Origin of the sequence: Agathobaculum massiliense (assembly GCF_900291975.1) — a bacterium.
Classification (GTDB): Bacteria; Bacillota; Clostridia; order Oscillospirales; family Butyricicoccaceae; genus Agathobaculum; species Agathobaculum ammoniilyticum.
The window spans coordinates 2,032,165-2,058,962 of the sequence record NZ_OMPN01000001.1 but is presented as its reverse complement, the minus strand read 5'-3'; the positions used below and the strand labels follow the sequence as shown (position 1 = coordinate 2,058,962).

The window sequence follows — 26,798 nt, the reverse complement described above, 5'->3', positions numbered from 1 at the left end:
TCTGCTGACAGCGGGTTATAAAATGCCGAATTTGGCAAAGGCATCAGTCGCGCTCATACCGGCCTCGATTGCCTTGCGGACAACCTTTTCGCCTGCCGCCTTTTCAAGTGACTTTTCGATTACCTCGTCCGCTATCTGCTGCGGGATGACCAGCACGCCGTCCACATCGCCGAAGAGCAAGTCGCCGTCGTGGATGGTTGCTTGTCCGATCTCAATCGGGCAGCGGAAATCAACGACCTGCGTCCGCACACTGGAGTCTTGGGCATAGCAGCCCTGGCTAAATACCGGCCAGTTCTGCTCCAGCACCTGCGGCGTATCGCGGTGCCAGCCGTTTACCACGGCGCCGGCTGCGCCGCGGGTACGGGCGGTTGCGGTGAGCAGCTCGCCCCAGTAGGCGCAGCGCTGCGTACCGCCTGTGGCGATGTAGATCTCGTTCTCCTGTAGTTGATCAAGCGCTTCGGTCAACAGGCCAAACGGCTTTTTTTGTGGGCCGAATACATCAATCATCAACACGGTCATCGCCTTGCCTGCCAGCTTCATATCGTCACGCAGCGGACGGATGCTCTGGGGCAGAAACTGATGGTAATAACCCATGCCGTCCAAAATATCGCCAACAACAGGCGTATACAATTTGTCTTTCATCAATTGAAAAAGTGTTGCTTCATTCTCCTGATGCTGCATAAAGTCTCAATCCCTTCCATATAAAACGATTTGGTTGTAACAAGTTTATGAAACAAAATAGAAAATGTCAATAATAATTAAAAAAATAATTTTATTTTGGATAATTCATCAATAAAATCACTAAAAAAATGTGAAAAATAAATATACAAAGAGCAAGAGCATAGCCAAAATTACCAAAACGTTATGTATAATAAATAAAATAAAACAAGAAAAAAAGTGAAAAATGAACGAAAAAAAACAAAAATTATAAAAATAATTGACAAAAATGATAGAAAGATTTAGACTAAGCACAAACAAAAAACAAAAACGTTTTGTAAATAGATTGAGGTGACAGCTTGAACCGGACAGAGGAAAAAAGAGTGACGATCAAGGATATTGCACGGGAAACGCAGTATTCTATTGCATCAATTCATTGTGCGTTGAACGGCAAGCCGGGTGTGAGCGAAGAAGCGCGTCAGTACATCAGAGAAACTGCACAGCGGATGGGCTACCGTCCTAATTCAGTTGCTGTGTCGCTCAAGCGCAAGGCAGTCAAGATCGCGGTGGCTTTCCCAGGTCCAACAGCAGATAACCGTTACTACTATACAGGCGCTTGGAAGGGCGTGCGTGATTATATCGGAGGCATGAAGGATTTTAACATCCAGTTGATCGAAGCGCCGTATTATGAGGACAGCGGCAATGACCAGCATGATGAACTGATCGACCTGCTCGAGAACTACCAAATCGATGGACTGATCACCGTTGGTTATATGGATATGCGCGGCAAAATCTCACTTCAACGGTTTACGCAAAAGCATATCCCCATGGTACTGGTTGGCAATGACCAGCCGCAGTCCGGCCGCATTTGCTGTGTACAGCCCAATTATGATGTGATCGGGCGGGTGCTGGCTGAACTGATGCTCGGCCGAGTGCCGGCAGATAGGGCAATTTTGATATCAGCTGGCGATATGATGATCCCATCGCACTATCTGATTGTTGAGGGCTTTGAGAACTACCTGAAGGAAAAACGTGCCGAGCGTGTTGTCTACAAGGTGCATGACAGTGAAAATGGCAACGAGGAGAGCTTTGAAAAACTGCTTCGGCTGTTACAGCAGAAGGAGGATATCGGAGGTTGCTTCAGCGCTAACACACGTGGCAGCGTGCGGCTGGGACGGGCAATTGAACAAAGCGGGAAAGCAGGCAGCATTGTGGCTGTCGGCAGCGATCTGTTCCTTGAGAACATCGAATTCCTGAAAAACGGTGTATTCTCCAATCTGTTTTTAAAAAATCCCTATGCACAATCATATATGGCAGCAAAGTATCTGACAGAATATCTGCTGCGCGAGCAAAAGCCCGTAAGCGAAATTGTATATGTTGGCAGCGAGATCATTTTCCAGAGCAGCCTGCCGATGTATGAGGGCGAACAGGGCGGCCTGAACGGACTGCTGCTGTAAGAAAGTATAATTTTGCTGCGGAACACAGGAGGTAGAATAAAAGCGTATGAAAGCCATCTGCATCAAGGAACCGGGCAAGGTAGAAATCCAAGAAATTGCGAAACCAGAGAGGAAGCCGGGGGAAGCGTTGCTCAAGCTTCTGTACGGGGGTATCTGCGGAAGCGACCTCGGCTCCTATCGGGGTGCGAACGCATATGTATCGTATCCGCGTATACCAGGACACGAGTTTTCGGCGGAGATCGTGGAGATCGACGAAAACGAGGAAGGGCTTAAGCCGGGCATGATCGTAACCTGTAATCCGTATTTCAACTGCGGGACATGTTATTCGTGCAGGAGAGGCTTGGTCAATGCCTGCACGGGCAACGAGACGATGGGGGTGCAGCGCGAGGGGGCGTTTGCCGAATACATCACCATGCCGGTCGAGCGCATTTACGACGGCAAGGGGCTGGACCCCAAGGTGCTGACGCTGATCGAGCCATTCTGCATCAGCTACCACGGCGTGCAGCGGGCAAACGTCAAGGCGGGCGAAAAGGTGCTGGTGGTCGGCGCTGGCACGATTGGCGTGCTGGCCGCAGTCGCGGCCAAGGCGAAGGGGGCCGAGGTCACGATCTGCGATGTGGCACCGGACAAGCTCGAGTATGCCTGCCGGACATTCGGCCTGGACCACAAGCTGCTCAACGAATCGCCGGAGGCGTTCACAAAGGATGTCGCCGCGCTGACCGACGGGAATGGGTTCGATGTGACGATCGAGGCGGTCGGCATGCCGGAGACGTTCATGAACTGTATTGACGCGGCCTGCTTCGGCGCGCGCGTGGTGCTGATCGGCGTATCCAAGCGCAACTTAGACAATTTCTTTTTTACGATCATCCAGAAAAAAGAGCTGAACATTTACGGCTCGCGCAACGCGATGAAAAAGGACTTTGTGGAGTTGATTGATCTGGTGAAATCGGGCGGCATCGATTTGGAGAAGATCGTCACCAACACCTACAAGTGGACGGACGCGCCGCAGGCGTTTGAGGAGTTTTCCGCTAACGCAGGAAAAATGCTGAAAGTTGTACTCGACTTTACCTGAACGACCGTGAGGGTGAAGTTGACAATATATAAAAGAAAAGAGGACTGCTACAATGAAACAGACGATGAAGAAGAGGCTGCTGGCCATGCTGCTTTGCGGCGCGACCGCATTGAGTTTGACCGCCTGCGGCAACAGCGACACACAGACCAAGGAAGAAACCGCCCCGCCGGAGGTTGCGTCCGTGGATAATGTTGTTACTATTAATGTGGGCTTTGAAAACGCGACCACAGAGCCGGTTGCGATGGCAGTGGAAAAGTGGGAACAGCTGGTAGAGGAAAAATCGGGCGGCTCGATCCAGATGGAGTTGTTCCCGAACTCTACGTTAGGTAAGAAAAACGACCTGATCGACCAGATGCTGATGGGCGAAAACGTCATCACCATCGCGGACGGCGCTTTCCTTGCCGATTACGGCGTACCGGATTTCGGTATTTTCTACGCGCCCTATGCGTTTGAGAGCTGGGACGAGGTATGGACGCTGGTAGAGAGCGACTGGTACAAGGAGCTGTGCGACAAGCTGGCCGCTACCGGTGGTCTGCGCGTCCTGACCTCCAACTGGATGTATGGCGCGCGCGACATCCTTTCCACGAAAGAGATCCGTACTCCGTCCGATCTGACCGGCCTGAAGCTGCGTGTATCCTCCAACGACCTGTCGGTCAGAAGCTTTGAGGACCTGGGTGCAACGCCGGTCGGCATGGATCTGGCCGATGTGTATCAGGCGATGAGCGGCAAAACGATCGATGCATTCGAAAATCCGATTTATTGTATGTACAATCGTTCGTTCCACGAGGTTGCCAAGCATGTGGTAAAGAACGAGCATATCCTTGCCACCTCGATGTGGATTTGCGGCGAATCCTTCTTCAGCACCCTGACCGAAGAGCAGCAGCAGATCCTGATGGAGTGCGCGGACGAGGCGGGCCTGTACAACAACGAGATGATCGACGAGGCCAATGCCAATGCCGAGGCAGAGATGAAAAAGGTCGGCGTGACGTTCATCGAGCTGACTCCCGAGGAAAAGGAGCAGTGGATAGAAGCCGCACAGAAATTCTTCAACGAATCCACCGCTGCGCTGGGTTGGACAGAGGGCCTGTACGACACTGTTAAGGAAATCTGTACCGCTGCATAATGCTGAGCCGGCGAGCTTTGCAATACTGCTGAAAAAGAGGGGAAGCGGAGTTCTCCGCCTCCCCTCTTTCATCATAAAACGCGGGAAACCGGAGGACCAAACATGAAGCAAAAATGGAAAATAATACTGCTCAACATCGATGTAGCGATCGCGTCCATTGCGATGTGCGTGCTGGTAGGTCTTACCTTTGCCGGCGTAGTTGCACGCTATATTTTAGGCTCCCCCTTTACTTGGATTGAGGAGATTCAGGCGGCCATGATCGTCTGGGTGATTTTTGGTGCGGCCGGCGCTGCGTTCCGCACCGGCAACCATGCGGCGATCGAGGTGTTTTTTGAGTTTTTCCCCAAAGCGGTAAAGAACATAATCAACATCCTGATCCTGCTCGTGACCATTGTCACGCTGCTGTTCCTGGGCTACCTGTCCATACAGTACATGATGGTGTTCGCAAACAGCGGCCGCACCACCGCGGTGCTGCACATTTCCTATATTTTAATTTACTGCATTGTACCGGTATCCTGCATCTGGCAGATCTTCAACTTTGTGCTGGTGAATTTCTTCCATTATTCCGAGCAGGAAACCATTGAAGCGATTACGGAGGAAGAGTTCGAGGAGGCGAAGAAAGAATGAATATCATTGGTATCTCCTGCATCCTTTTGCTGGTCATGCTTTTCCTGAAAGTACCGGTGTATATCTCGGTGCTGGCGGCCTCGGCGATCTATTTCCTCGGCAATCCGGCAACCAACGCAACGATTTTCGCCCAGCAGACGCTGGCCGGCGCACAGGGTCTGTCCCTGCTGGCGATCCCGTTCTTCGTCATGGCGGGCGTATTCATGAACTATACGGGCGTTACGCGCCGCATCATGGACTGCTGCGCCGTTCTGACCGCGCGCATGCCCGGCGGTCTGGCGCAGGTTAACATCCTGCTGTCCACGCTGATGGGCGGCCTGTCCGGCTCCTCGCTCGCGGACGCGGCGATGGAAGCCAAGATGCTCGTTCCCTCTATGGAGGCGCACGGCTTCTCCAAGGCGTTCTCGACCGTTATCACCGCGGCCTCCGGCATGGTCGTGCCGCTGATTCCGCCCGGAACCGGCCTGATTATTTACGCCTGCATCAATAACATCTCGGTCGGCCAGTTGTTCGTCGCTGGCATTGGCCCCGGCCTGTTCCTGACCGCCACGCTGATGATCTTCACGCACTTTGTATCCAAAAGGCGAGGCTACAAGCCGATGCAGACGGAAAAGATATCAGCGCATGAAAAGTGGGATGCGATCCGTCCGGCGATCCTGCCCATGCTGCTGCCGATCATCATTATCGGCGGCGTGCGTATCGGCGTGTTCACCGCGAACGAGGCCGGCACGGTCGCGATCGTTTATGCGCTGGCGCTCGGCGTGCTGTACCATGAGATGAAGCTCAAGAACTTTGCCAAGGGCTGCAAGGAAACGGTCACCACCACCAGCTCGATCATGCTGATCGTCGCGGCGGCGTCCTGCTTTTCCTGGGTGCTGACCCGCGAGCAGATTCCACAGACGTTTGCCAACTGGATGACCAACGCCATCGACAACAAATACATATTCCTGCTGGTTGTCAACATCTTCCTGATCATCGTGGGCATGTTCGTAGAAGGTAATGCGTCGATGATCGTGCTCGGGCCGCTGCTGCATCCGGTTGCGCTGGCGTTCGGCATTGATCCGGTCCACTTTGCAATGGTTTATATCTTCAACTGCACAATCGGTGCGTTCACCCCGCCGATGGGTACGCTGATGTTCGTCACCTGCGGTATTACCAAGTGTCCGACCAAGGACTTTATCAGGGAAGCGGTACCGTTTTATATCCTGTTCGCGGCCGATATCCTGCTGCTGACATACTTCCCGCCACTGTCTACGTTCTTGGTTAATCTGATCTACTGACGCCGGACAGCTATTATTAACTGGACGAGTTTACCATCATTGACAAGGATGATAATGAACTGGACTCATCAGCAAGGGCGGTGGCAGGGTACACCTTTACTATGCCTGCCTCCAATGATGCTATGCCGTGTGCGGTTGAACGGGGTATTACTTGCGGCGCTAACACCACCACCTCTGCCCCCGATATGGATTGCATCCGCATGCAGAACATGACTTTTATGCACCGTGCCTCGCAGAAATTCATGGAGATGCGGACGAAAAGCGGGACTTTATATAGATAGGAAACATGGGCATCTGCAGCTTTGGGACAATGGGGCTGTTAACAGTTGAACAGTCCCCAAAGCTTAGCTAAAGTATGACGGGATACAAAAAAATGTCACAGAGTAACCGCTCTGTGACATTCTTATATATGGTATATGCTCTGAAACAGGTTTGTCTTGTTATCCTTATGTAGATACACGGCTAGGGCTTCCTTTTTTCACTCTTCATGCAGTCTCCACCGCTTTGACCGGCAGGAACTGCTCCTCGCCGAACAGGAACGCGGCGTCGCCGAACCAGTCGTCCAGCACGATCTCGCTCCCATCGCGGCTAATATGCGCCAGCAGCCACATATCGCCCATCTCCTGATGGTAGGAAATATCCACCGCCGGCTCCTCCCACTCCAGCGAATCGTACGTCAGGCAGATGGTAAAGCTGTCGTATTCCTCCGGCGGGTATTGCGCAATGTCGGGATACAACTCGTCGTCCGGCGCATTGTACATGATCCATACGTCGCCGCTTTCCGAATACCGCCCCTCGATATACAGCGAATAGTGTTCGTCACCCTCCGCGTACAGCTCCAGTAGACTGCCGTCCGGCAACTCCACGACCGACCGCAGACCCAGCAGATCCGCAAGGGATATGACGTTGTACGCGCCCCCGTCGTCCTCATACCAGTCGTCCGCCTCCGAATACGGGGGTTCCGGCTCCACATACGGCTCCCCGAAGCGGATATCACCCACAAAATCACCGATCAGGCCGAATACGGCCGGCACCAACTGCAAAAGCACCACCGCCGCGGAAACCAGCGCGATGACGCGCCCTTTCTTTTTCTGGGCCGCGCGGTCCTTTTTCACCTTGCCGTTCAGGATGGTCGGCTCCGTTGTTTTGGGCGCGGCGCTTCCGTGCGGCCGGAACGACGCGCCGCGCCGCACCGACAGCCGCCCCCGGCTGCCCGCCCTGGCGCCGCAGATCGGACACTCTCGGTCGCCGTCGTCAAAATTGATCCCACAATGCTGGCATTTCATAAAAACGCCTCCCCTCTCTCCTGCTTTTATCATACCAGAGCGAGGGGGCACGCGCAAGATTATTTTGCCATGCTGCACAAAAGCAAATGAACCTGGGCGGGATCGATCACGGTCAGCCCTTCCGCCGCCTGGGCGGACGGCAGGCTGGTGGTGACGCCCGCGCCGGTATTGGGATGCAACGCAGACCATCCAAAGTCCAGCAGGAACACCACCGCCAGCAACGCGCAGCACTGCCGCGCCTGCGGCCTAGGCAACCGCCGCATCCATCCCGCGGCCATGGGACCCGCCCAATATACCGCAGCGCAGCAGCCTGCGCCGAACACCAGCGAGGTCAGCGGGCTGACCAATCCGTCGATATTGAGCGGGAGCATGGAATAGTCCCACCAGCGCAGGCCGTACAGGCTATCCAGATACCTGCCCGTGACGTATTCGATCACCGTGCAGAGCGCGACACCCAACGCAAACACCCGCAGCGGTTTGTCCGCGAAGCGGCGCAGCAGCAAAACAGCCAACACGCCGCCCGCGCCGTAGATCGGCAGCCACGGCCCCAACATCGTGCCGCGCTTGACCAGCTCACCGTTGAATACGAGGTGGAGCGCAACCTCCCATAGCCAGCCCGCCGCGGAAAAAGCGAAGAACAGCCCTGCCAGCTCAGCCGGCGCATACTGCCGGCCGATGGACTGCCGTATTTTTCCCGTCATGACGTCCGCCTCCTTTGCATAATTCCATTGTAGCCGAAATTTCTTTTCATTTTATACGCAAATTTCTTAAGACTTTGCAATTTTCCCGTCTTTGGGGTGCAAAAAGGGACGCGCGGCGCCGCGCGTCCCCCGTGGTGAAAAACAGATGTGGTTTATTCCAGATTGAGCCGGTTCTTCAGAATATGGCGGACCGCCAGGAAGAACGCCGCGCCCGGCACCGCCGTTGCAACGCACAGCGTTATCATGCCAATATGGATGGTCGCAGTCGGCCCGATGCCGCGGAAGAAGTTTGCCAGTGCCATCCATACGCTGTCAAAGGGCAGGTTACCCACACCCATGATAAAGAACATGAAAAGGAACTGGAACACAGTGGACAATACAAAGTACCAAACCACCGCCATCAGCACGCGGTGCTTTTTCGCCAGATGTCCCAGCGCGATACACAGGTAGATGAACAGCATACCGACAACCGCACAGATCAGCAGCCAAGCGAACGTCTCCAGAGTATAGAACAGCGTATTAGGGTCGCTCGTAAAAGATTTCCATATGGCGGCCAGCACATCGCCCAGCCCCACGAGCAGGCCCGAACCTGAACCGATGATGCCTATGCTCAGCACTGCCGCAACTGTAGCAATAATACTCATAACGGTCGCAACAATGACCTTACTCCAGATATGCTGAGAAACCGTCACCGGCAGAGTGAACATCAGGTACCCCTCGTCCCCCAGCAGGTTTTTGTAAAACCGTTGGATCAGGATAACCGCGGTTACAACGAACACCGCTACCATCACAGCGAAATACAACATTGCCATTAGCACCGTAGGGATGCCGTACAGCAGGTTCTGCACCTGGTCAGTCATGGTCAGGCGGTTGACCACGGCCAACAGCAGCACCGCCGCGTACATCGGAAGGCAGATGCGCGCGCACGCTTTCCACTCATATTTCAGCAGTTTCAGCATGCAAACACCTCCCTGAACAGCATATCGACCGATTTCCCATGCTCCTCGCGGATGGTATCCACGCTCTCGTGCAGGGTCATCACGCCGTTTTTCAAAAAGATGACCTCGTCCAGCACGCGCTCAATATCCGCGATCAGGTGGGTGGAGAGCAGCACGGTGGCGTCCTCGCTGTAATTGGACAGGATGGTGTTGAGGATGTAGTCGCGCGCCGCGGGATCCACGCCGCCGATCGGCTCGTCAAGCAGGAAGAGCTGGGCCTTGCGGCTCATGGTCAGGATGAGCTGCACCTTTTCTTTCGTCCCCTTGGACAGCGTTTTGAGACGCGCCAACGGGCTGATATCCAGCGTTTTCAGCATATCGTTCGCCTTGATCTTGTCAAAATCCGCATAGAAGTCCGCGAAAAAGTCAAACAGGTCGCACACGCGCATCCAGTCGTTCAGGTAAGCACGGTCGGGCAGATAGCTGACCACGCTGTGCGTATGCACGCCCGGCTTTTCCCCGTCGATCAGCACCGTGCCGCTGGTCGGCTGCAGCAGGCCGTTAAGCAGCTTGATCGCTGTCGTTTTGCCCGATCCGTTCGGCCCCAGCAGGCCAATAAAGCGGCCGCGCTCGAGCGTTAGGCTCAGGCTGTCAAGCGCCCTGATACTGCCGTAAATCTTGGTCAGCCCTTCGCATACAACCAGATCATTCCTCTGTTCCATTCTTCTTCTCCTCCCCCCTGCGCTTTTCCAAAAGCGCCACGATCTCCTTCTCGGTAAAGCCGAGCTGACTCATGCCGGCTAAAAATTCTGAAATACGGTCGCTTGCGATCTGCTCCCGAATTTTTGCTATCATCTCTTTATCCTCCGTAACATATCGTCCACTGGTGCGGTTGGTGTACATCAGCCCTTCGCGCTCCAAATCTGCCAGCGCGCGCTGCATTGTGTTCGGGTTCACGCCCGCCTCCGCCGCCAGCTCCCGCACGGGCGGCACCTTATCGCCCGCGCCGAGCTGCCCGCTTACGATCTGCTCGGTCAGCTGCTCCATGAGCTGCTGGTAGATCGGGCGGTCGCCCCGCAGTTGCCATTGCATAGGCTCGCTCCTCTCTGTTTCTTTGTACTATGATAATAGTACAGTAATGCATAATTGTCAATACCTTTTTCAAAAATTTTTTATCCAGCCCCGCGACCGCTAAATTATTGCTGAAAAATCCCGCGTGATATGCTATAATTACAGGTACACTGGAGGGTAATTTTTATGAAGATCTATCCCAGCCTGCGTCTGCTCTGGGCCGCGCTTGTGGTATCCGCGGTCACGAGCCTCGGCAGCCTCTTTCCTGAAAACGGCGTTAGCCTGGCCGCCAGCATCCTCAACCTTGCGGCATACGGCGTGGTGCTGTATATTCTGCACCGTCTTTCGGAGGAATCGGCAAGGTTCGGCCGCGCCTTTTCCTGCCAACTCATCTCGCTGGTCCTCTCCATCCTGGCTCTGGCCTGCACGTTTATGGGTACGTCGGATATGATGGTGCATTTCATGGTGCTGCTGATGGTGACCGGCTCGCTGTTCAGCCTGATCAGCCAGTATCATATGTACTGGGCGCTGGATGAGCGTGTCATCCCCTGCGGCTACGCCTACCCCGCCCGCCGCATCCGCTGGTGCTTTTACACGCCGCTGATCGGCGCGGTGGCCGCCTCTTTCATACAAACCCTGTTTTATCAAAACCCGGCCGCGCTGGTCGTGCAGCTCGTCTGCCAGCTTGCACCGCTTGTTCTGCTCTGGCAATACCTGCGGGCAGTCAAAAACCGCGAGGACGATCCGCTTCATATGTAGTGGCACACCAAAAAACGCGCGCCGGAACGCTTTGTTCCGACGCGCGTTTTTTATGCGTTTTCCGAAAACTCCGCCAGGCGGAGGTCTTCGTTATGGTCGAGCGCATAGGTGATATTCCACGGCGAGGTGAACAGCAGCAGGCTGTTGCCCTTGAGATCCTCGACGATTTTGGTGTCGCTCGTAAGCTGTAGGCGCTTGATGTCGAAATCCTCCTCGTCGTTCTCCACCCAGCGCACATGCTCATAGGGCAGGTTCTCGCGGATGATCTCCACGTTATACTCGTTTTTCAAGCGGTATTCGAGCACCTCGAACTGTAGCACGCCAACCACGCCCACAATGACCGCCTCCATGCCCGAGCCCGGCTCGCGGAATATTTGAATCGCACCCTCCTGCGCAATCTGCTCCACGCCCTTGACGAACTGCTTGCGCTTTAAGGTATCCTTTTGCCGCACCGTTGCGAACAGCTCGGGCGCAAAGGTCGGTATGCCGGAAAAGACGCATTTGCGCTTGGGGTCGCATACCGTGTCCCCAATCGCGAACACGCCCGGGTCAAAGATGCCGATGATATCGCCCGCATAGGCCTCGTCCACGATCGAACGGTCCTGCGCCATGAGCTGCTGCGGCGCGGCGAGCGCCATCTTTTTGCCGGTCCGCACATGCAGCACCTCCTGCCCGCGCTCAAACTTGCCCGAGCAGATGCGCATGAATGCCACGCGGTCGCGGTGCGCCTTGTTCATGTTCGCCTGAATCTTGAACACGAACGCGGAAAAATGATCCTCAAATGGGTCGATCACGCCGATATCCGCAGTGCGCGCAGTCGGCGGCGGGGTCATCTGCAAAAACTTCTTGAGGAAAGGCTCCACGCCAAAGTTGGTCAGCGCCGAGCCAAAGAACACCGGCGACAGCTTTCCCTCATGCACGGCTTTCAGGTCGAATTCATCCCCCGCGCCGGAGAGCAGCTCCACGTCGTCGATCAGGGTCTGGTACTGGTCCTCGGGCAGCATTCCCTCCAGGATCGGGTCGTCGATCGACAGGCGCTGCGCCTTGACCTCGTGGCGGAAGTCCGCACCCTCGAACGCGATGACCTGGTCGTCCATGCGGTCGTACACGCCTTTGAAGCGCTTGCCCGAGCCGATTGGCCAGTTGACCGCGTAGGTGCCGATGCCCAGCTCGTTTTCAATATCCTCAAGCAGCTCGTAGGGGTCGCGCGCCTCACGGTCCATCTTGTTGATGAACGTGAAGATCGGCACGCCGCGCATGGCGCACACCTTGAACAGCTTGCGCGTCTGCGCCTCCACGCCTTTGGACGCGTCGATAACCATGACCGCCGAATCCGCCGCCATCAGCGTGCGGTAGGTATCCTCGGAAAAGTCCTGGTGGCCCGGGGTATCCAGGATGTTGATGCACTTGCCCTCGTACCGGAACTGTAGCACCGACGAGGTGACCGAAATACCGCGCTGCTTTTCGATCTCCATCCAGTCGGAAACCGCGTGGCGGCTGTTTTTCTTGCCCTTGACCATGCCGGCCTCCTGAATGGCGCCGCCGTAGAGCAAAAATTTCTCGGTTATGGTGGTTTTGCCAGCGTCAGGGTGCGATATGATCGCAAATGTGCGCCGGTTTTCGATTTCTTTCTTCAGGTCTGCCACAGGCTTATTTCCTCCCGATCATGCAAAACTTATAAATTTTTGCGAAATGTACACAGAATCTTCACAATTGCCGGATATAGTATAAATGTGGAAAGCGTAAGATCCCCCCACATGTTCTTGCTTTCTACTCTCTATCCTACCTTTTATTGCGGGAACGGCCGGACGAAAGTCCGGCCGTTCCTGTTTTTTCGCGCTGTGCGCATCACAGGACGCGCCTATGCCCCTTTTCACGCGGGCAGGCAGGAACACAGTGTAGAACAGCGGCCGCGTCAGGCGGCGGGTTACAGCTCCCGCCTACCCTCCAGCGCGCGGAGCAGCGTAACCTCGTCCACCAGTTCCAGATGGCCGCCGACCGGCATCCCGTAGCCCAGGCGGGTGATTTTGATACCGAACGGCTGCAGCAGGCGGGAAATGTACATTGCGGTCGCTTCCCCCTCGGTATCCGGATTGGTGGCGAGGATGACCTCCTCGGTTTCCTCGTCCGCCACACGCTGCACCAGTTCGCGAATGCGAATATCGTCCGGCCCGATGTGGTTCATCGGCGACAGCGTGCCGTGCAGCACATGGTACAGCCCTTTATATTCCCTGGTCCGTTCAAACGCGATCACATCGCGCGGGTCGGTCACCACGCAGATGGTCTTCTGGTCTCGCGCCTGGTCGGCGCAGATCGGGCAGGTTTCGGTGTCCGTCAGGTTCTGGCAGCGTTTGCAGGTGAACGTTTTTGCCTTGGCATCCCGTATCGCATCCGCGAAGCGCTCCGCATCCTCTTTGGGCAGGTCGAGCACATAGAACGCCAGGCGCTGCGCGGTCTTTTGTCCAATGCCGGGGAGCCGCGCGAATTCCTCGATCAGCTTTTCGACCGGCGGCGCGAAAAAGTCCATCAGAACAGGCCGCCGCCCAGACCGCCCATGCCGCCCGTCACTGCGGACATCTGGCTCTGGGATTTTTCGGTTGCCGCCTTGAGCGCTTCGTTCACCGCCGCCACCACCAGGTCCTGCAGCATTTCGATATCGTCCGGATCAACCACGTCGGGCTTGATCTCAATGCTTTTCAGCGCCGACGTGCCGGTCACGGTCACGGTCACCATGCCGCCGCCCGCCGTGCCGATGGTCTCCATCTGGGCGATTTCCTCTTGCGCCTTAAGCATGTTTTCCTGCATTTTCTGCGCCTGCTTCATCATGGCCTGCATATTCATGCCGCCGCCAAAACCGCCAAATTTACCCTTTGCCATCTGTTATGTCCTCCTTAAAGCTCTTTCACTTGTATATCAAACGCTTTCGCGCGGCCAATCAGCTCATCGACCGCAGTATTTTTTTTGTGGACCGGCTCGTCCCCTGCCTCCCGCACCTTAACCTTAACTGGCGCGCCGGCAAGCGCCGCCGCCTGCGCGCGGATGACCTTCATGGTCGGCTCCGCCTTGGCGAGCATGGCCGTAATCCCATCCTCGCAGAGGATAACGAGCGCGCCGTCCTCCTCGATGCCGCGCGCGGACAGCTTGAGATTGGTATGCGCGCCCGTGTTGATCTTGCCGGTCAACGCTTCGAGCAGCGCGGGCCAGTGCGGCCAGTCAGCTGCTGCCGGAGCCGCCGCCTCGTTTTTTCCCGGCGCGCGGGTATCCTCCTGCCCTCCGGCCCAATCCGGCGCGTCGCTGTCGTCCGGCGGGGGCGGCTCATCGCCGATGCCCGCGTCCGGAACGGCCGCAGGCATCGGCTGCGCGGCCTGTACCGGCACGCCGTTTTTCAGCTTTTCCTCCAGCGCTTCCACGCGGCCGCCCAAGGTATCATAGCTGTCCGCGTCCAGGCTGCACAGCCGCACCGCGCACAGCTCGGCCTCCACACGGCGGTTTGCCGCGCTGCGCATCCGGTCGAGCGCGTCGCCGATCACACGGCTCCACGCGATCAGGGTCGAAGCCGCCAGTCCGTCGCACAGCTTCTGCAGGGTCTGCACGCTGTAGGCGGGGGAAATCAGCGCGGAAACATCAGTTTTGCTGGTTTTCACCAGAAGCGCGTCCCGTATCAGGCCGAGCATTTGGTCGTAAACCGAGGCCAAATCGCGGCCCGCGTTATAATATTCATCCAACAGGCCGACTGCCGCGGCCAGATCGCCCGCTTTCAGGCTGCCGGCCAGCCGCAGGCTGTCATCCTGCCCCATCACGCCCAGTGCTGCGGTGACCGTTTGTTCATCCACCGCGCCCGCCGCGGCCGCGCGGTCCAGCATGGACAGCGCATCGCGCATCGCACCGTCGGCCAGGCGCGCGATCAGGCGCGCGGCCCCCTCGGTCAGCCCGATGCCCTCGCCCCCCGCCACATCGAGCAGGCGGCGCGCAATATCCTCCGCACCGATGCGTCGGAAATCAAACCGCTGGCAGCGCGACAGGATGGTTGCGGGTACCTTATGCAGCTCTGTGGTCGCCAGAATGAACAGCACATGCTCGGGCGGTTCCTCCAGGGTTTTGAGCAGCGCGTTGAACGCGCCGATCGAGAGCATATGCACCTCGTCGATGATGAACACCCGCTTTTTTACCTGCGCGGGCGTGTAGCGCGTCTCGTCACGCAGGTCGCGGATATTGTCCACGCCGTTGTTGGAGGCCGCGTCGATCTCGGTCACATCCAGTACGGACCCGTCCAATATCCCCCGGCAGGCCGCGCATTCGTTGCACGGGTCGCCGTTGACCGGATTTTCGCAGTTGACCGCCCGGGCAAGGATTTTTGCGCAGGTCGTCTTGCCCGTGCCTCGCGTACCGGTAAACAGGTAGGCATGGCTCAGCCGTCCGGACTGGAACTGCGCGCGGAGCGTATCCGTGATATGCTGCTGCCCAATTACGTCCGCGAATGTCTGCGGCCGCCACTTGCGGTATAATGCCTGATACACGTCCTATCGCAACCCCTTTCCTCAATTTCTGCTGCGCCTGTGGGCAAACGCCCCGCACACACACCACAAAGAGGCGGGCGCAAGCCCGCCTCCAAGCGTCTCTCCTGCGCGCCATGCGCGCCATTTGCACAGAAAACCGCCACGCGGTTTTCATCAAAAGTCAGGACATGCGCCTGACTTTTGATACCCCGACTCAGCCGCCTTGGGCGGCGTCGTTCGGGTATCGAAAGCAGGTTTCTGCTGGAACCTGCTTTCGTATATAGGGGACTTTTGAAGTCCCATACACTCTCGTTCAGCGCCCCACAAGACCGCACGCGGACAATTCGAAAGCGAACGCCCGGCCGTTCTTCGCACTTTAAGCTCAAGATCGGCAGCTCTGCGGCACACGATGGTTTCTGCTTAATGCTGCTCGGTTCCCCGCCTGACATGGTTCACAGTCCTCCGTTGCGCAGTACCGGTCTCTCATCACTCTGTGGGCGACCACCTTGCCGAAAGCCCGTCCCTCCTTGCCCGCATCATCCCCGCTGTAGCGGATTGCGGGTACAGAGCACCGCTAACGCCCCGATGTGTGCGGCCTTGTGCGGCGCTGAACAAAAGGTATTCGATTGTTAGTTTACACCGGCCGGCCGCGTTTTATGCCTCCGGATCGTCCGGCGGCGGCGTTTCCGGCTCGGTTGATGTGTCCGGATCGGTCGTGCCGCCCGGGTCCGTCGTACCGCCGGGGTCGGTTGTCCCGCCCGGGTCGGTCGTACCATCGGGATCGGTTGTGCCGCCCGGGTTCGTGCTGCCGCCCGGATCGGTCGTGCCGCCCGAATTCGTACCGCCGCCCTCCGGGTCGGTCGGCGTTACCGGCAGTCCGGTTTCCGGATCAACCGACGGATTGGTCGGCTGGTCCTCCGGCTTTTGCTCCTCCGGCTTTTCTTCCTCTTCCTCCTCAACCTCGATGCCGGTCGTCTTGCCGTAATCATAGGTCTTGAAGCCCTGGTGCGGGCAAAGCTCGGTTGGCGTCTGTCCTTTCCAGAAGCGTCCGGTCGCCACACGGCCCGCCGCGCGGCACGCGCCGGACGGGGCAAGCCCGCTGTCCATGCAGTAGGAGGCGGTCTCGAAATCCTGCGGGTGCGAATCAAAGACCAAGCCGGAATCGCCCTCATGCACACGGGTCATGACCGTTTTCCAGATGCCCGCCGCCGTGCGGCCGTACAGCCCGTCAAGCGTGTAGTTATGCTCGTAGCCAACCCAGACCGCGGCGGAATATTCAGGCGTCACACCGCAGAACCAGATATCCGTATTCGAGGTCGTGGTACCCGTTTTGCCCGCGGTCTCCACGCCCGAAATCGTCGTCCCCGAGGCGGTGCCGTATGCGGTAACCGCCTGCATGCAGTCCAGCATATAATACGCGGTGCGCACGTTCTCAAAGCCAAGCTCGGTGCCTGGGTTGTTCTCCAGCACCACGTTGCCCTCGGAATCGAGCACCTTGGTATAGGTCCGCGTGCCGGCGAACACACCGTCGTTGATAAAGGTCGAGAAGCCGCCCGCCATTTCGCGCACGGTCACGCCGTCGGTCAGGCCGCCGAGAGCCAGCGGCGCAAGGTCGATATCGGACTGCACGGTGCCATCCGCATTGGTGCGGGTGCCGACCAGGGAATCTTCAAAGCCCAAGCGCTGCGTCAGGAAATCATAGGACGCCTGCGGCGTGAGCATGTTCATCACCTGCACGGCAATCGTATTGACCGAGCTGGTGATACCGCTTTTGATAGACATCGCCTTGCCGGTCGGCATTTTGCCGTCGTTCATCGGCCAAGGGCGCCCGTCGTCGCCCATGCGGAGCGCCTTGTCATACACGGTGGAGGTGGGTACGATGATGCCCTTGTCCATGGCCGGGCCATAGGTGGACAGCGGCTTGAAAGACGAGCCGGGCTGGCGGTGCGCGTCGGTCGCGTAGGAGAAATCCAACTTGCCATTCTTTTCCCCGCGGCCGCCTGCAATGCCCTTGATATTGCCCTGCTTGTCCGTAATGACCATAGCGCTCTGCGGCCGTTCACCATACTTCTCCGTATTGGGGAACACCGAATCGTCCGCCCAGACCGTATCCAGGATATTCTGGACATTGGTGTCGATCGTAGCATAGATCTTGAGGCCGCCGGAGTTGATCATATTGCTTGCGACCTGCTCGGAGTAGCCTTTCTGCTCCATCAGGTCCTTTTTAACGTCCTGGATGACCGCGTCGGTAAAGTAGGTGTACGGGTCGCCGATCTCCTCCTGGTATTTCTCATAGGGGCGGTACACCAGTTCTTTCGCAACGGCCGCGTCATGCTCCTCCTGGGTAATCATGCCCAGCTCCAGCATCTTGCCGAGCGTCGCCTCCTGGCGCTCCTTCACACGATCCGGATGGTTATAGGGATCGTAAATGGAGGGGTTGTTCGTCAGGCCGACCAGAGCCGCGCATTCCGCGAGGTCGAGCTGCGAGACATCCTTGCCGAAATAGGTCGTGGCCGCGGTTTTTACGCCATAGCAGGTGTGGCCGAGGTAGATCGTGTTCAGGTACATAGTCAGGATGCGGTCCTTGTCGTCGATCTCCTTTTCCAGCGCCAGCGCACGGAATATCTCGTTGACCTTACGTTTGACCGAGTAATCCTTGTCCTCCGTCACGTTCTTTATGAGCTGCTGGGTGATGGTCGAGCCGCCGTACTGGTCGCCGCCGAGCAGCCAGCCCCTGACCGCGCCCAGCGTACGCCTCCAGTCTACGCCGTGGTGCTTGTAAAAGCGCTCGTCCTCGATCGCGACCGCAGCGTTTTTCAGGTCCTCCGGAATCTCCTCGCTGTCAACCCAGATGCGGTTTTCCGTACCCTTGATTGTTTCGTAAAGCTGTTCCGCGCCGGTTTCCGGATCATAGTTGTAAATGAAAGAATTCAGGTCAAGGCCCAGGCCCTGGCTGATTCCCTTTGCCGTTTCCTGCGCGGAGGGGTTGATATAAGCGTGCACATAATATGCGAACGCAATGCCGCAGAAGCTGGCGCAGAGCACGCCGATCAGCAGCAGCGTCAGCAGCACGCGGGATATGAAATACCCAACGCCGTATCCTTTTCTTTTGCCAGTCGACAATTCGGTTTCCTCCTTACCCGGCGGCGACGGGCGCCGCAGGGTCTTTTCCAGTCGGACGCTGGCGGCGTCCGATTTGTTCCCAGCATACGGTGGTATTATACCACACCGCGCGCCAAATTCCAAACAAATTTTACATTCGTTCCCGAATATTTTACAAATTTACGGGAATACTCAAAGCAAATCCCTTTTTCAAAGGATGTTTTTTCTATGATGCAAGGTTTTTACATGCTCGCCCTGCAGCGGGCGCGCCGCCAAAGGCGCATCGCCCTGGCGGCCTGTATCCTCGCGCTGGCCTGCGCTTTTTTTGCCGCGCGCGCCTATTTTGCCCCGTCTGCGGTTGCGGCAAACGCGCCGCTCGAGCCTTATGTCGCCTACGATGCGGGCGGGACGCTCGCCGTGTCCCGCGGCGGCGAAACGGTCTTCTATACGGAGATCGACACCCGTTCGCTGCCGCAGGCCGACCGTGAGGCGCTCGGGGCCGGCGTCGTCCTGCCGGATGCCGAAGCGCTCGCCAAACTGCTGGAGGACTACAGCTCGTAAAAAAGCGGACGCATACGCGCCCGCTTTTCCTGTTTTCTTCAGTCCCACAGACCCTCGACCCACTGTTCGAAGTCGACGACCTCCTCTTCCTGCGGCGGCTGCGCCGCAGGCGAACTGTCATGGGGCTGCTGCTCCATCTCGACCGCCATCGTGAGAATGCCCTGGTTCTTGATGTGGATTGTTTGTTCCACCCGTGCGGACGAGGCCTCCGCCTGATAGCTGTAGGTTATCAGCATGTCGCTGAACCAGTCTCTTTCGCGGCGCTCACCCTCGCCCGTGATCCCGCCGGTCTGCACGTCCAGCGTGAACCAGCCCTTGAAGTAGCTGCCGTCCTCCCACACCTCTTCGCTTCCGACCGGCGCGGTGTAGCGCGACCCGCTGCGGGCGAACAGGCTGTCGCCGGCCTTGAGCGCACAGTTCTGCGCCATGCTGTGTGTGCGGTACCACAGCTCGCTGTAGTTGCCCCATGTTTCGCAATTCTGCTCGGTCCGGCTGACGATATACTCGCCGGCGGTTTCCGCATCCGCAGCCAGGGGCAGGAAGCTGCCGGTGACCAGTACGACGGGGTTCATATCCATCATACCAACGCCGCCGGATTCGGCCAGGCCACTCACGCTGAACCATTTATCCGTGTCCGCGGCGGCAGCAGCGCCCTCCGGCGCATCCTCCGCGAGCAGCCCGAACAACAGCGGACAGCGCAGGTACAGCATATCGGTATCCGCGTTATAGATCATTTCAAAGCGGGCGTTTTCCAGCTCCGTCCGGTATTTCTCCGCCAAATCCTCCATACCCATGCCGAGCAGCCAGCCGCTTTCCTGCGCATACAGCGCCGCCAGCGCGTACAGGTCGAGCCGCAGGTCAAGCTGCACGCTCCCGCCCTGGCTGATGACCTCCAGCGTACCCTCCATGGGGTAATGCTCGTCCCCATCGATCGAGTTGAACGCCGTATAGGCCACCTCGATGGCCGCCGCCGTGCGCAGCGCCTGCTCCGGATCGATTTCCGGCTGGGCCGCGATCCACTGGTTGACAATGGAGAAATCCGCGTTCAGCGCGTCGAGCAGCGCGTCCCTGTCGTACAGCACCGCGACCTGCTCATACTCGTCCCACCGGACGGTCAGGCCGAACGCCTCCGCGAAAAAGCGCACCGGAACGTAGGTACGGCCCTCCTTCTCGTACGGCACGGCATCGAGCGCGACCGTCTCCAGCACCGCGCCGCTCTCCGCATCCGAAATCGCCAGCGTATCTCTGCCGGCCGCGAAAGCATACGTCCGCCCCGCCAGCTCGGCTGTTACGGCGCCGTCCGCATAGCCGACCGCCGCGCCCAATGTCTCCGCAATCGCGCGGAACGGCACCATGGTCCGGTCGTTCCGGCTCTCGGGCTGCGCATCTGGGAACACGATCGCTTTCCCGTTCAACTGCACGCTCACCGCCGGTGGCGTGCGCGGCACCAGGCCGAACGCAACCAGTGCGTCCAGCCCGTCCGGATCCCAGACGCCGTCCGTCTCCATGGCGGACACGTCCTCGATCGCCAGGTACGCCGCCAACTCCGCGATCAGCGCTTCCCGCGTCGTCCCCCACTCTTCCGCCGCTTCCCCGACCGAATCCGTGCCGTAATAATTGCAGGCCAGGCTTTCGTCCGCTTCGAGCGCCTGGATATAAAGCGCATATTTGCTGCTGACCATATCATAGGTCAGCCCCTCATCCCCGCCCAAAAACAGCTCCATGAATTCCTCGGGCGACGCATAGCCGTAAACCTCATACAGCGGCGGCTCCCCGTCCGCCGCCAGCGCCGCGGGCAGCGCGCCGCACAGCACCGCCGCCAAGCCCGCGGCAAGCAGCCGCCTCAGCAAATGCCTGATCCGTTTCAAAAGAAAGCCCCCTTGCGTTTTTATTATTTTTATTGTACCCCAAAACCGATGCAGCGTCCATTTCCGTTTTATCCATTTTTCACGATCGAAAGTAGGCGATATGCCCATGCACTCCACACAGGCCAAAGCAAAATCCGCGCTGCTGCTCACCGCGTTCATCTGGGGCAGCACGTTTTTCGTTATGAAGGAAGCCGCCGCCGTCTTCCCGCCCGCCCTGCTCATGGCCGTGCGGTTCACGGTAGGCGCGGCGGCGCTCGCGCTGCTGTTCCGCGGGCGGCTGGGCGTGCTGCGCGGCCGCAGATATCTGGCCGCCTCCCTTATCACCGGCGCGACGCAGACCGCTGCCTATCTGCTGCAGACCCTTGGCCTGCACTGGGACACCTCGCCCGGCAAGTCCGCTTTCCTGACCGCGGCTTACTGCGTGCTGGTGCCGTTCCTCGGCTGGGCCGCGCTGCGCCGCCGGCCGACCGGCTGGCAGTTCGCCGCCGCCGGCCTGTGCATCCTCGGCATCGGACTGCTTTCGGTCACCGAGGCCATGACCATCTCGCCCGGGGACTTCGCCACCCTGCTCAGCGCGGCGGCGTTCGCGCTCAACATCCTTTCCGTCGGCTATATGGTGGAGCAGGGCTGCGAGCCTGTGCCGCTGACCATCGGCCAGCTCGGCGCGGCGGCGCTGATGTGCTGGGGCGTGTGCGCACTGACCGGCGCCGCCCCCTATGCGCCGCCGACCGCAGGCGCGTGGGCGAGCCTGGTCGTCCTCGGCCTGACCGCTTCGGCGCTCTGCCTGTCCCTGCAGGCCTATGGCCAGCAGCATGTCGATCCCCCGCAGGCCTCCCTGCTGCTTTCGCTCGAATCCGTGTTCGGTGTGGCCTGCTCGGTTGTCTTTTACGGCGAAACGGTCACTGGCCGCATGCTGACGGGCTTCCTGCTCATTTTTACCGGCATTCTCGCGGGCGAAACGCAGTTCGCCTTTGTGCGCCGCCTCCGGCCGCAGAATTCGGAATAAGCCGCGTCCCCCCGGCATACTTTACACCGAGGGGGCGTTTATTTATGTTCATTACCATTACCCGCGACACGCTTTGCCGCATCGGCGCGGCGGCCGGCGTATGCGTTACGCTTGCCGTGCTGTTCTTCCTGCTGCCACAGGCCGATGCGCCCGCCGCGCAGGCAAACGCTGAAACCGAGGCCGCGGTTCCCGCGTCGGTCAGCGACTGGGGTCTGTCGTTCCAAACCGAGGGGCAGCCGCCCGTCGGTAACGTATCCGCGGATACGCTCCGCCAGTGGGACGCCTACTATGTGGGCGACACCTCCCAAAAGACGATCTACCTGACCTTTGACGCGGGCTACGAAAACGGCAACACGCCCGCCATTCTGGACGCGCTGAAGAAGCACAACGCGCCGGCGTGCTTTTTCGTGGTGGGCAATTTTATCGACACCGCGCCCGATCTGGTAAAGCGCATGGTGGACGAGGGGCATATCGTGGGCAACCACACGCTGCACCATCCCGATATGTCAAAGATTGCAGATATGGATTCATTCCAGGCGGAGATCACCGGCCTTGAGGAAAAGTTCACCGCCCTGACCGGCCAGCCGATGCAGCGGTTCTACCGTCCCCCGCAGGGCAAATTCAGCGAGGAGAACCTCAGGCAGGCGCAGGAGCTGGGCTATACGACTGTGTTCTGGTCGCTGGCCTATGTTGACTGGTATACCGACAACCAGCCGACCGACGAACAGGCGTTCTCTAAGCTGCTGCCGCGCATCCACAACGGCGCGATCGTCCTGCTGCACTCGACGAGCGAGACGAATGCGCGCATCCTTGACGAGCTGCTCACCAAATGGGAGGGCGAGGGGTACACGTTCGGGAGCCTGGCCGACTTAACCTGATTTTTGGTGTCATTTTGACACAAAAAGCACTTCTCCAACAATTTTGCGTTATACTTGACTGAGGTGAGTGCTTTGAAAGTTATTATCCCTCCTTTACCGTCCCGCCCAGAATCAATTTATAAAACCATTTACATCGAAAAATCCCTTGCGAACCAGATTGAACAAATCGCCATTCAAAATAATACGAGCTGGAACCATGTTGTCACAGCCCTGCTCAAAAGCTGTCTGGAGCATTCGGGCGGGCGGTAGGCAGAAAAAGGCGCGCGCCGCGCGCCTTTTTCTGCCATATTCTCCCCTCTATGCGCCCCATCCGCTTGTTTTGCCCCCCTTTTTGTGCTATACTATCATCATGGGCAAGTAAGACAAGAAAGGATGATTCCATCATGGAAAAGGCCAAGGTCTATTTCGCGGACTTCCGCGCCACGCTGACCGAAAACCTTCAGCAAAAGCTGACCCGCCTGCTCAAAACCGCGGGCATGGGAACCATTGATTTCGACAAGAAATTCACCGCCATCAAGATCCATTTCGGCGAGCCGGGCAACCTCGCCTATCTCCGGCCGAACTGGGCCAAAACCGTCGCGGATTTTGTCCGTGAGCGCGGCGGCAAGCCGTTCCTGACCGACTGCAACACCCTGTACGTCGGCGGGCGCAAGAACGCGCTCGACCATCTGGACTCCGCTTACCTCAACGGCTTCAGCCCGTTCACGACCGGCTGCCACGTCATCATTGCGGACGGGCTGAAAGGCACGGACGAGGCGTATGTGCCGGTCGAGGGCGGAGAATACGTCAAGGAAGCCAAGATCGGACAGGCCATTATGGACGCTGACGTATTTATTTCGCTGACCCACTTCAAGGGCCACGAGTCTTCGGGCTTCGGCGGCTGTCTGAAGAACATCGGCATGGGCTGCGGCTCACGCGCGGGCAAAATGGAGCAGCACAACGCGGGCAAGCCGCAGGTCGATCCGTCCCCCTGCGTGGGCTGCGGCATGTGTACGCGCATCTGCGCGCACGACGCTATTACCATCACGGATAAAAAGGCGCATATCGATCATGACAAATGCGTGGGCTGCGGCCGCTGCATCGGCGTCTGCCCGACCGACGCGATCGGCTGCGGCTATGATGAATCCAACATCGTCCTGAACCGCAAGATCGCGGAGTACACCAAGGCGGTCGTGGACGGGCGCCCCTGCTTCCATATCTCGCTTGTTATCGACGTGTCGCCCAACTGCGACTGCCACGCGGAGAACGACGTGCCGATCGTGCCGAATGTCGGCATGTTTGCGTCCTTTGACCCGATCGCGCTCGACCAGGCCTGCGTGGACGCGGTCAACGCCGCGCCGGTCAATCCGGACAGCCTGCTCCGCGACGCGCACGAGCGGCACCATATTGACGACGCGCACGACCACTTCCACGCCGCCCATCCGGATACGAACTGGCAGTCCGCGCTCGAGCATGGCGAGAAGCTCGTCCTCGGCACGCGGGAATATGAACTCATCAAAATCTAAACGCAAACATCAAGCAAAAAGCGAGGCATCCGCCTCGCTTTTTTCATATTTGATTCAATCCGACGGGCAGCGCGAGCTTTACCGCCAGCATGGCAGCGTATATCGCGGCGTATACGCCTTTGGCTTTGCGCTCACCCAGATGCGCACGCAGCTTATCTGCCGTACCCCACACTTTTTCCTCGCTTTCGTCCAGGCGGCCGAGTAGCCAGCGCGCCGCAAACCCGAGCACCCCAATGGTCTGTAAAAACGTCCAGCCGAGCAGCAGTACGAAGCCGACGGCCGACCGCTCCCGCGGGTCGCGGAGCAACGCCAGACACAGCACCCAGCCCGTCATGCTTGCCATTCGGTTTAAAATGACACCGAACCGCACAAAGTCCTTCACTGCGGCATCATCTCCCGCCCTTCGAACGCGGCGCGGCATCTGATGTCCTGCATGACCGCGTCGAACTGCGGCAGGTCGAGCGACTGCGCCCCGTCGCACAGCGCGTTTTTTGGGTCGTTATGCGCCTCGATAATCAGGCCATCCGCGCCGGCGGCGATTGCGGCGCGCGAGAGCGGCTGTACCATATCGCGGCGGCCCGCGGCGTGCGACGGGTCGACGATCACCGGCAGGTGGCTGAATATCTTGACCAGCGGCACCGCGGAGATGTCCAGATTGTTGCGGATCATCTTTTCAAACGTGCGGATGCCGCGCTCGCACAGGATGACGTTGGTGTTGCCGCCCGCGAAGATGTACTCCGCCGCCATCAGGAATTCCTCCATCGTCGCGGACAGGCCGCGCTTGAGCAGGATAGGCTTATCCGACCGGCCCAGCTCCTTGAGCAACATGAAATTCTGCATATTGCGTGCGCCGAGCTGGATGATGTCCACATCCGCGAACAGGTCGAGGTGCTTTTCGCTCATGATCTCGGTTACAACCGGCAGGCCGGTCTGGCGCTTGGCCTCCAAAAGGAGCTTCAGGCCCTCGTCCTCAAGCCCCTGGAAGGAGTACGGCGAGGTGCGCGGCTTGAACGCGCCGCCACGCAGGAAGGACGCGCCCGCCCGCTTGACCGCTTCGGCCACCTCCACGATCTGCGCCTCGCTCTCGACCGAGCAGGGTCCCGCCATCACGTTGAAGTATCCCGCGCCGATCCTGCGCCCCGCAACCTCAATGACCGTATCCTCATGGTGGAATTTGCGGTTGACGGCCTTGAACGGCTCGGTCACACGCTGCACGCGCTCGACCACGTCATAGGCCATGATGTCCCCTTCGTCCAGTTTGGTGGTGTCGCCGACCAGGCCAAAGATCGTGGTGTTCTCGCCCTGAGAATAGTGGATCGTAAGCCCCATATCCTTAAAATGCTGCATCAAACGGTCTACACGTTCCTTATCGCTATTCTGCTTGAGTATAACGATCATTTTGGTTCACTCCTTTATCAGTTAAAATTATAAGCCTTTGCAGTATACCACCAAAATGCCCAAAAAGAAAGGGCGATTTACTACAAATCGCCCTGTTTCTTTGGTCGGGTTTTGCACGAGGTTGTAAAATGCTAACCTTTACCGCGCGGCTTTCAGCTCCTCATAGCGCTGTTCCACCGCCGTGCAGAATTCCTCCCAGCGTCCGTCTTCAATCAAACGGGCCGGACAGACTTTTCCGGAAAAGTCCTCATGCTTGCGCAGCGCCTTCGGACCCAGACCGTATTCGAGCAGCAGGCGCGCGCACAGTTTTTCGGTGTTGATTAACGTCTGCTCATAGTTGCCGTCCTCGTTGACGCACATTTCGATCCCGACGCCGTTTTTGTTGCCGCCGTTCCTTTTCATCTGGTCGCCCGCATGGTACGCGGTTTCGTCGTCCGGCAGGTGATGGTATATTTCGTGGTCGTCCACGGTGTAATGCCAGGAAACGATATTTTCCTGCGCGTCGGCGTTCTGGTGGATGAATGAGTTATGCGCGGCAGCGGTCGCGCCCGCGGAAAAATTATCCGTTTCGTGGATGACGAGGTATTTGATCTCGCGTTTTTCCCCGGGCCGCGCGCGGCTCCCCTCCGGCAGGAAGTCCGTATAGACCGGTATGTCCTCAATATAGCTGAGCCCCGCGTCCGGCTGCGGCGGCCGGCTGATCGCCCGATGCGTCAGCATACCGGCGGCAAACGACGCCAGCAGCAGCACCGCCAGCAGCAGCGGCCGGCGGTTCGGCCGCTTTTTCCCTTTTTTCCCACTGTAAAACCCTGCAATCTTCAATCCGTCCGCTCTCCCTATCCCTCGTTCCAGTGGTTCTATTGTACTACGTTTCGACAGCTTTTTCAAAGGCATGGATGTAAACTTTTTATTCCCATAAAAAACCTCGCTTTCCCCCGCGGAATTCCTGTAAGAAAAACTTGCATTCCGGCGTTTCGTGCGATATAATTATATTTACTCGGAGAGGCAAAGCC

The 26,798-nt window shown here is 58.1% G+C and carries 26 protein-coding genes and 1 other RNA gene; 11 read left to right on the top strand and 16 right to left on the bottom strand.

Annotated elements, in window-relative coordinates:
- Window positions 1–15 precede the first annotated feature (15 nt).
- Entirely contained in the window at window positions 16–642 is a 627-nt protein-coding gene (locus tag DBQ51_RS10520; protein WP_407923250.1) for an RraA family protein, read from the bottom strand.
- A gap of 398 nt (window positions 643–1,040) precedes the next feature.
- Here DBQ51_RS10520 and DBQ51_RS10515 point away from each other — a divergent pair, with 398 nt between their 5' ends.
- The 5 genes from DBQ51_RS10515 to DBQ51_RS10495 all read left to right on the top strand — a co-directional run bounded on the left by DBQ51_RS10515 (window position 1,041) and on the right by DBQ51_RS10495 (window position 6,216).
- On the top strand, window positions 1,041–2,114 hold the full coding sequence (locus tag DBQ51_RS10515) for a substrate-binding domain-containing protein (RefSeq protein WP_159068157.1): 1,074 nt from the start codon (window positions 1,041–1,043) through the stop codon (window positions 2,112–2,114).
- Between the two features lie 46 nt (window positions 2,115–2,160).
- Window positions 2,161–3,186, top strand: a complete 1,026-nt coding sequence (locus DBQ51_RS10510) for a zinc-binding alcohol dehydrogenase family protein (protein ID WP_107631532.1) — start codon at window positions 2,161–2,163, stop codon at window positions 3,184–3,186.
- A gap of 52 nt (window positions 3,187–3,238) precedes the next feature.
- A complete protein-coding gene (gene dctP, locus DBQ51_RS10505; RefSeq protein WP_242977892.1) occupies window positions 3,239–4,309 on the top strand; it encodes a C4-dicarboxylate TRAP transporter substrate-binding protein in 1,071 nt (356 codons plus the stop codon).
- A 102-nt stretch (window positions 4,310–4,411) separates the two neighbouring features.
- The gene (locus DBQ51_RS10500; protein WP_107631531.1) at window positions 4,412–4,936 is read left to right on the top strand and encodes a TRAP transporter small permease; all 525 of its coding nucleotides are present in this window, start codon (window positions 4,412–4,414) and stop codon (window positions 4,934–4,936) included.
- On the top strand, window positions 4,933–6,216 hold the full coding sequence (locus DBQ51_RS10495) for a TRAP transporter large permease (RefSeq protein WP_107631530.1): 1,284 nt from the start codon (window positions 4,933–4,935) through the stop codon (window positions 6,214–6,216). The genes DBQ51_RS10500 and DBQ51_RS10495 overlap by 4 nt, the downstream gene beginning before the upstream one ends.
- A gap of 485 nt (window positions 6,217–6,701) precedes the next feature.
- On the opposite strand, the gene DBQ51_RS10490 is transcribed toward DBQ51_RS10495, so the two are convergent.
- The 5 genes from DBQ51_RS10490 to DBQ51_RS10470 all read right to left on the bottom strand — a co-directional run bounded on the left by DBQ51_RS10490 (window position 6,702) and on the right by DBQ51_RS10470 (window position 10,233).
- The gene (locus DBQ51_RS10490; protein WP_054327466.1) at window positions 6,702–7,502 is read right to left on the bottom strand and encodes a zinc ribbon domain-containing protein; all 801 of its coding nucleotides are present in this window, start codon (window positions 7,500–7,502) and stop codon (window positions 6,702–6,704) included.
- Between the two features lie 59 nt (window positions 7,503–7,561).
- Window positions 7,562–8,203, bottom strand: a complete 642-nt coding sequence (locus tag DBQ51_RS10485; protein WP_107631529.1) for a putative ABC transporter permease — start codon at window positions 8,201–8,203, stop codon at window positions 7,562–7,564.
- A 152-nt stretch (window positions 8,204–8,355) separates the two neighbouring features.
- The gene (locus DBQ51_RS10480) at window positions 8,356–9,162 is read right to left on the bottom strand and encodes a hypothetical protein (protein WP_107631528.1); all 807 of its coding nucleotides are present in this window, start codon (window positions 9,160–9,162) and stop codon (window positions 8,356–8,358) included.
- A complete protein-coding gene (locus DBQ51_RS10475; protein WP_054327463.1) occupies window positions 9,156–9,863 on the bottom strand; it encodes an ABC transporter ATP-binding protein in 708 nt (235 codons plus the stop codon). Before DBQ51_RS10475 ends, DBQ51_RS10480 begins: the two co-directional genes overlap by 7 nt.
- Complete coding sequence (locus tag DBQ51_RS10470; protein ID WP_054327462.1) at window positions 9,847–10,233, bottom strand: GntR family transcriptional regulator; 387 nt, start codon at window positions 10,231–10,233, stop codon at window positions 9,847–9,849. The genes DBQ51_RS10475 and DBQ51_RS10470 overlap by 17 nt, the downstream gene beginning before the upstream one ends.
- 165 nt (window positions 10,234–10,398) lie before the next feature.
- Here DBQ51_RS10470 and DBQ51_RS10465 point away from each other — a divergent pair, with 165 nt between their 5' ends.
- Window positions 10,399–10,971, top strand: coding sequence for a hypothetical protein (locus DBQ51_RS10465; protein WP_107631527.1), 573 nt, complete (start codon window positions 10,399–10,401; stop codon window positions 10,969–10,971).
- A gap of 50 nt (window positions 10,972–11,021) precedes the next feature.
- Here the strand turns inward: DBQ51_RS10465 and DBQ51_RS10460 are convergent, their stop codons facing one another.
- The 6 genes from DBQ51_RS10460 to DBQ51_RS10435 all read right to left on the bottom strand — a co-directional run bounded on the left by DBQ51_RS10460 (window position 11,022) and on the right by DBQ51_RS10435 (window position 18,590).
- Window positions 11,022–12,617, bottom strand: a complete 1,596-nt coding sequence (locus DBQ51_RS10460) for a peptide chain release factor 3 (RefSeq protein WP_054327460.1) — start codon at window positions 12,615–12,617, stop codon at window positions 11,022–11,024.
- A 281-nt stretch (window positions 12,618–12,898) separates the two neighbouring features.
- Complete coding sequence (gene recR, locus DBQ51_RS10455; protein WP_107631526.1) at window positions 12,899–13,498, bottom strand: recombination mediator RecR; 600 nt, start codon at window positions 13,496–13,498, stop codon at window positions 12,899–12,901.
- Entirely contained in the window at window positions 13,498–13,848 is a 351-nt protein-coding gene (locus DBQ51_RS10450; protein WP_054327458.1) for a YbaB/EbfC family nucleoid-associated protein, read from the bottom strand. The genes recR and DBQ51_RS10450 overlap by 1 nt, the downstream gene beginning before the upstream one ends.
- A 14-nt stretch (window positions 13,849–13,862) precedes the next feature.
- The gene (dnaX, locus tag DBQ51_RS10445; RefSeq protein ID WP_107631525.1) at window positions 13,863–15,488 is read right to left on the bottom strand and encodes a DNA polymerase III subunit gamma/tau; all 1,626 of its coding nucleotides are present in this window, start codon (window positions 15,486–15,488) and stop codon (window positions 13,863–13,865) included.
- A 308-nt stretch (window positions 15,489–15,796) separates the two neighbouring features.
- An RNA gene (ffs, locus tag DBQ51_RS10440) (signal recognition particle sRNA large type) lies at window positions 15,797–16,062 on the bottom strand.
- Window positions 16,063–16,121: 59 nt separating this feature from the next.
- Complete coding sequence (locus tag DBQ51_RS10435) at window positions 16,122–18,590, bottom strand: transglycosylase domain-containing protein (RefSeq protein ID WP_159068156.1); 2,469 nt, start codon at window positions 18,588–18,590, stop codon at window positions 16,122–16,124.
- A gap of 207 nt (window positions 18,591–18,797) precedes the next feature.
- Between DBQ51_RS10435 and DBQ51_RS10430 the strand changes: the two genes are divergently transcribed.
- On the top strand, window positions 18,798–19,130 hold the full coding sequence (locus DBQ51_RS10430) for a hypothetical protein (RefSeq protein ID WP_107631523.1): 333 nt from the start codon (window positions 18,798–18,800) through the stop codon (window positions 19,128–19,130).
- A gap of 38 nt (window positions 19,131–19,168) precedes the next feature.
- Here the strand turns inward: DBQ51_RS10430 and DBQ51_RS10425 are convergent, their stop codons facing one another.
- Entirely contained in the window at window positions 19,169–20,998 is a 1,830-nt protein-coding gene (locus DBQ51_RS10425) for a copper amine oxidase N-terminal domain-containing protein (RefSeq protein ID WP_159068155.1), read from the bottom strand.
- A 106-nt stretch (window positions 20,999–21,104) separates the two neighbouring features.
- Here DBQ51_RS10425 and DBQ51_RS10420 point away from each other — a divergent pair, with 106 nt between their 5' ends.
- From DBQ51_RS10420 to DBQ51_RS10410, 4 genes are all read left to right on the top strand, one after another.
- Window positions 21,105–22,004, top strand: a complete 900-nt coding sequence (locus DBQ51_RS10420; protein ID WP_159068154.1) for a DMT family transporter — start codon at window positions 21,105–21,107, stop codon at window positions 22,002–22,004.
- A 44-nt stretch (window positions 22,005–22,048) separates the two neighbouring features.
- Window positions 22,049–22,882, top strand: coding sequence for a delta-lactam-biosynthetic de-N-acetylase (gene pdaA / locus DBQ51_RS10415; RefSeq protein ID WP_054327452.1), 834 nt, complete (start codon window positions 22,049–22,051; stop codon window positions 22,880–22,882).
- A 72-nt stretch (window positions 22,883–22,954) separates the two neighbouring features.
- Complete coding sequence (locus tag DBQ51_RS16600) at window positions 22,955–23,131, top strand: hypothetical protein (protein WP_159068153.1); 177 nt, start codon at window positions 22,955–22,957, stop codon at window positions 23,129–23,131.
- 134 nt (window positions 23,132–23,265) lie between these two features.
- The gene (locus DBQ51_RS10410; protein ID WP_107631520.1) at window positions 23,266–24,387 is read left to right on the top strand and encodes a DUF362 domain-containing protein; all 1,122 of its coding nucleotides are present in this window, start codon (window positions 23,266–23,268) and stop codon (window positions 24,385–24,387) included.
- Window positions 24,388–24,430: 43 nt separating this feature from the next.
- Here the strand turns inward: DBQ51_RS10410 and DBQ51_RS10405 are convergent, their stop codons facing one another.
- The 3 genes from DBQ51_RS10405 to DBQ51_RS10395 form a co-directional block, all read right to left on the bottom strand.
- Window positions 24,431–24,769, bottom strand: a complete 339-nt coding sequence (locus DBQ51_RS10405; RefSeq protein ID WP_054327451.1) for a hypothetical protein — start codon at window positions 24,767–24,769, stop codon at window positions 24,431–24,433.
- Window positions 24,766–25,785, bottom strand: a complete 1,020-nt coding sequence (gene aroF, locus DBQ51_RS10400) for a 3-deoxy-7-phosphoheptulonate synthase (protein ID WP_107631519.1) — start codon at window positions 25,783–25,785, stop codon at window positions 24,766–24,768. The genes DBQ51_RS10405 and aroF overlap by 4 nt, the downstream gene beginning before the upstream one ends.
- Before the next feature lie 138 nt (window positions 25,786–25,923).
- Complete coding sequence (locus DBQ51_RS10395) at window positions 25,924–26,607, bottom strand: peptidoglycan recognition protein family protein (RefSeq protein ID WP_159068152.1); 684 nt, start codon at window positions 26,605–26,607, stop codon at window positions 25,924–25,926.
- Window positions 26,608–26,798: the final 191 nt, after the last annotated feature.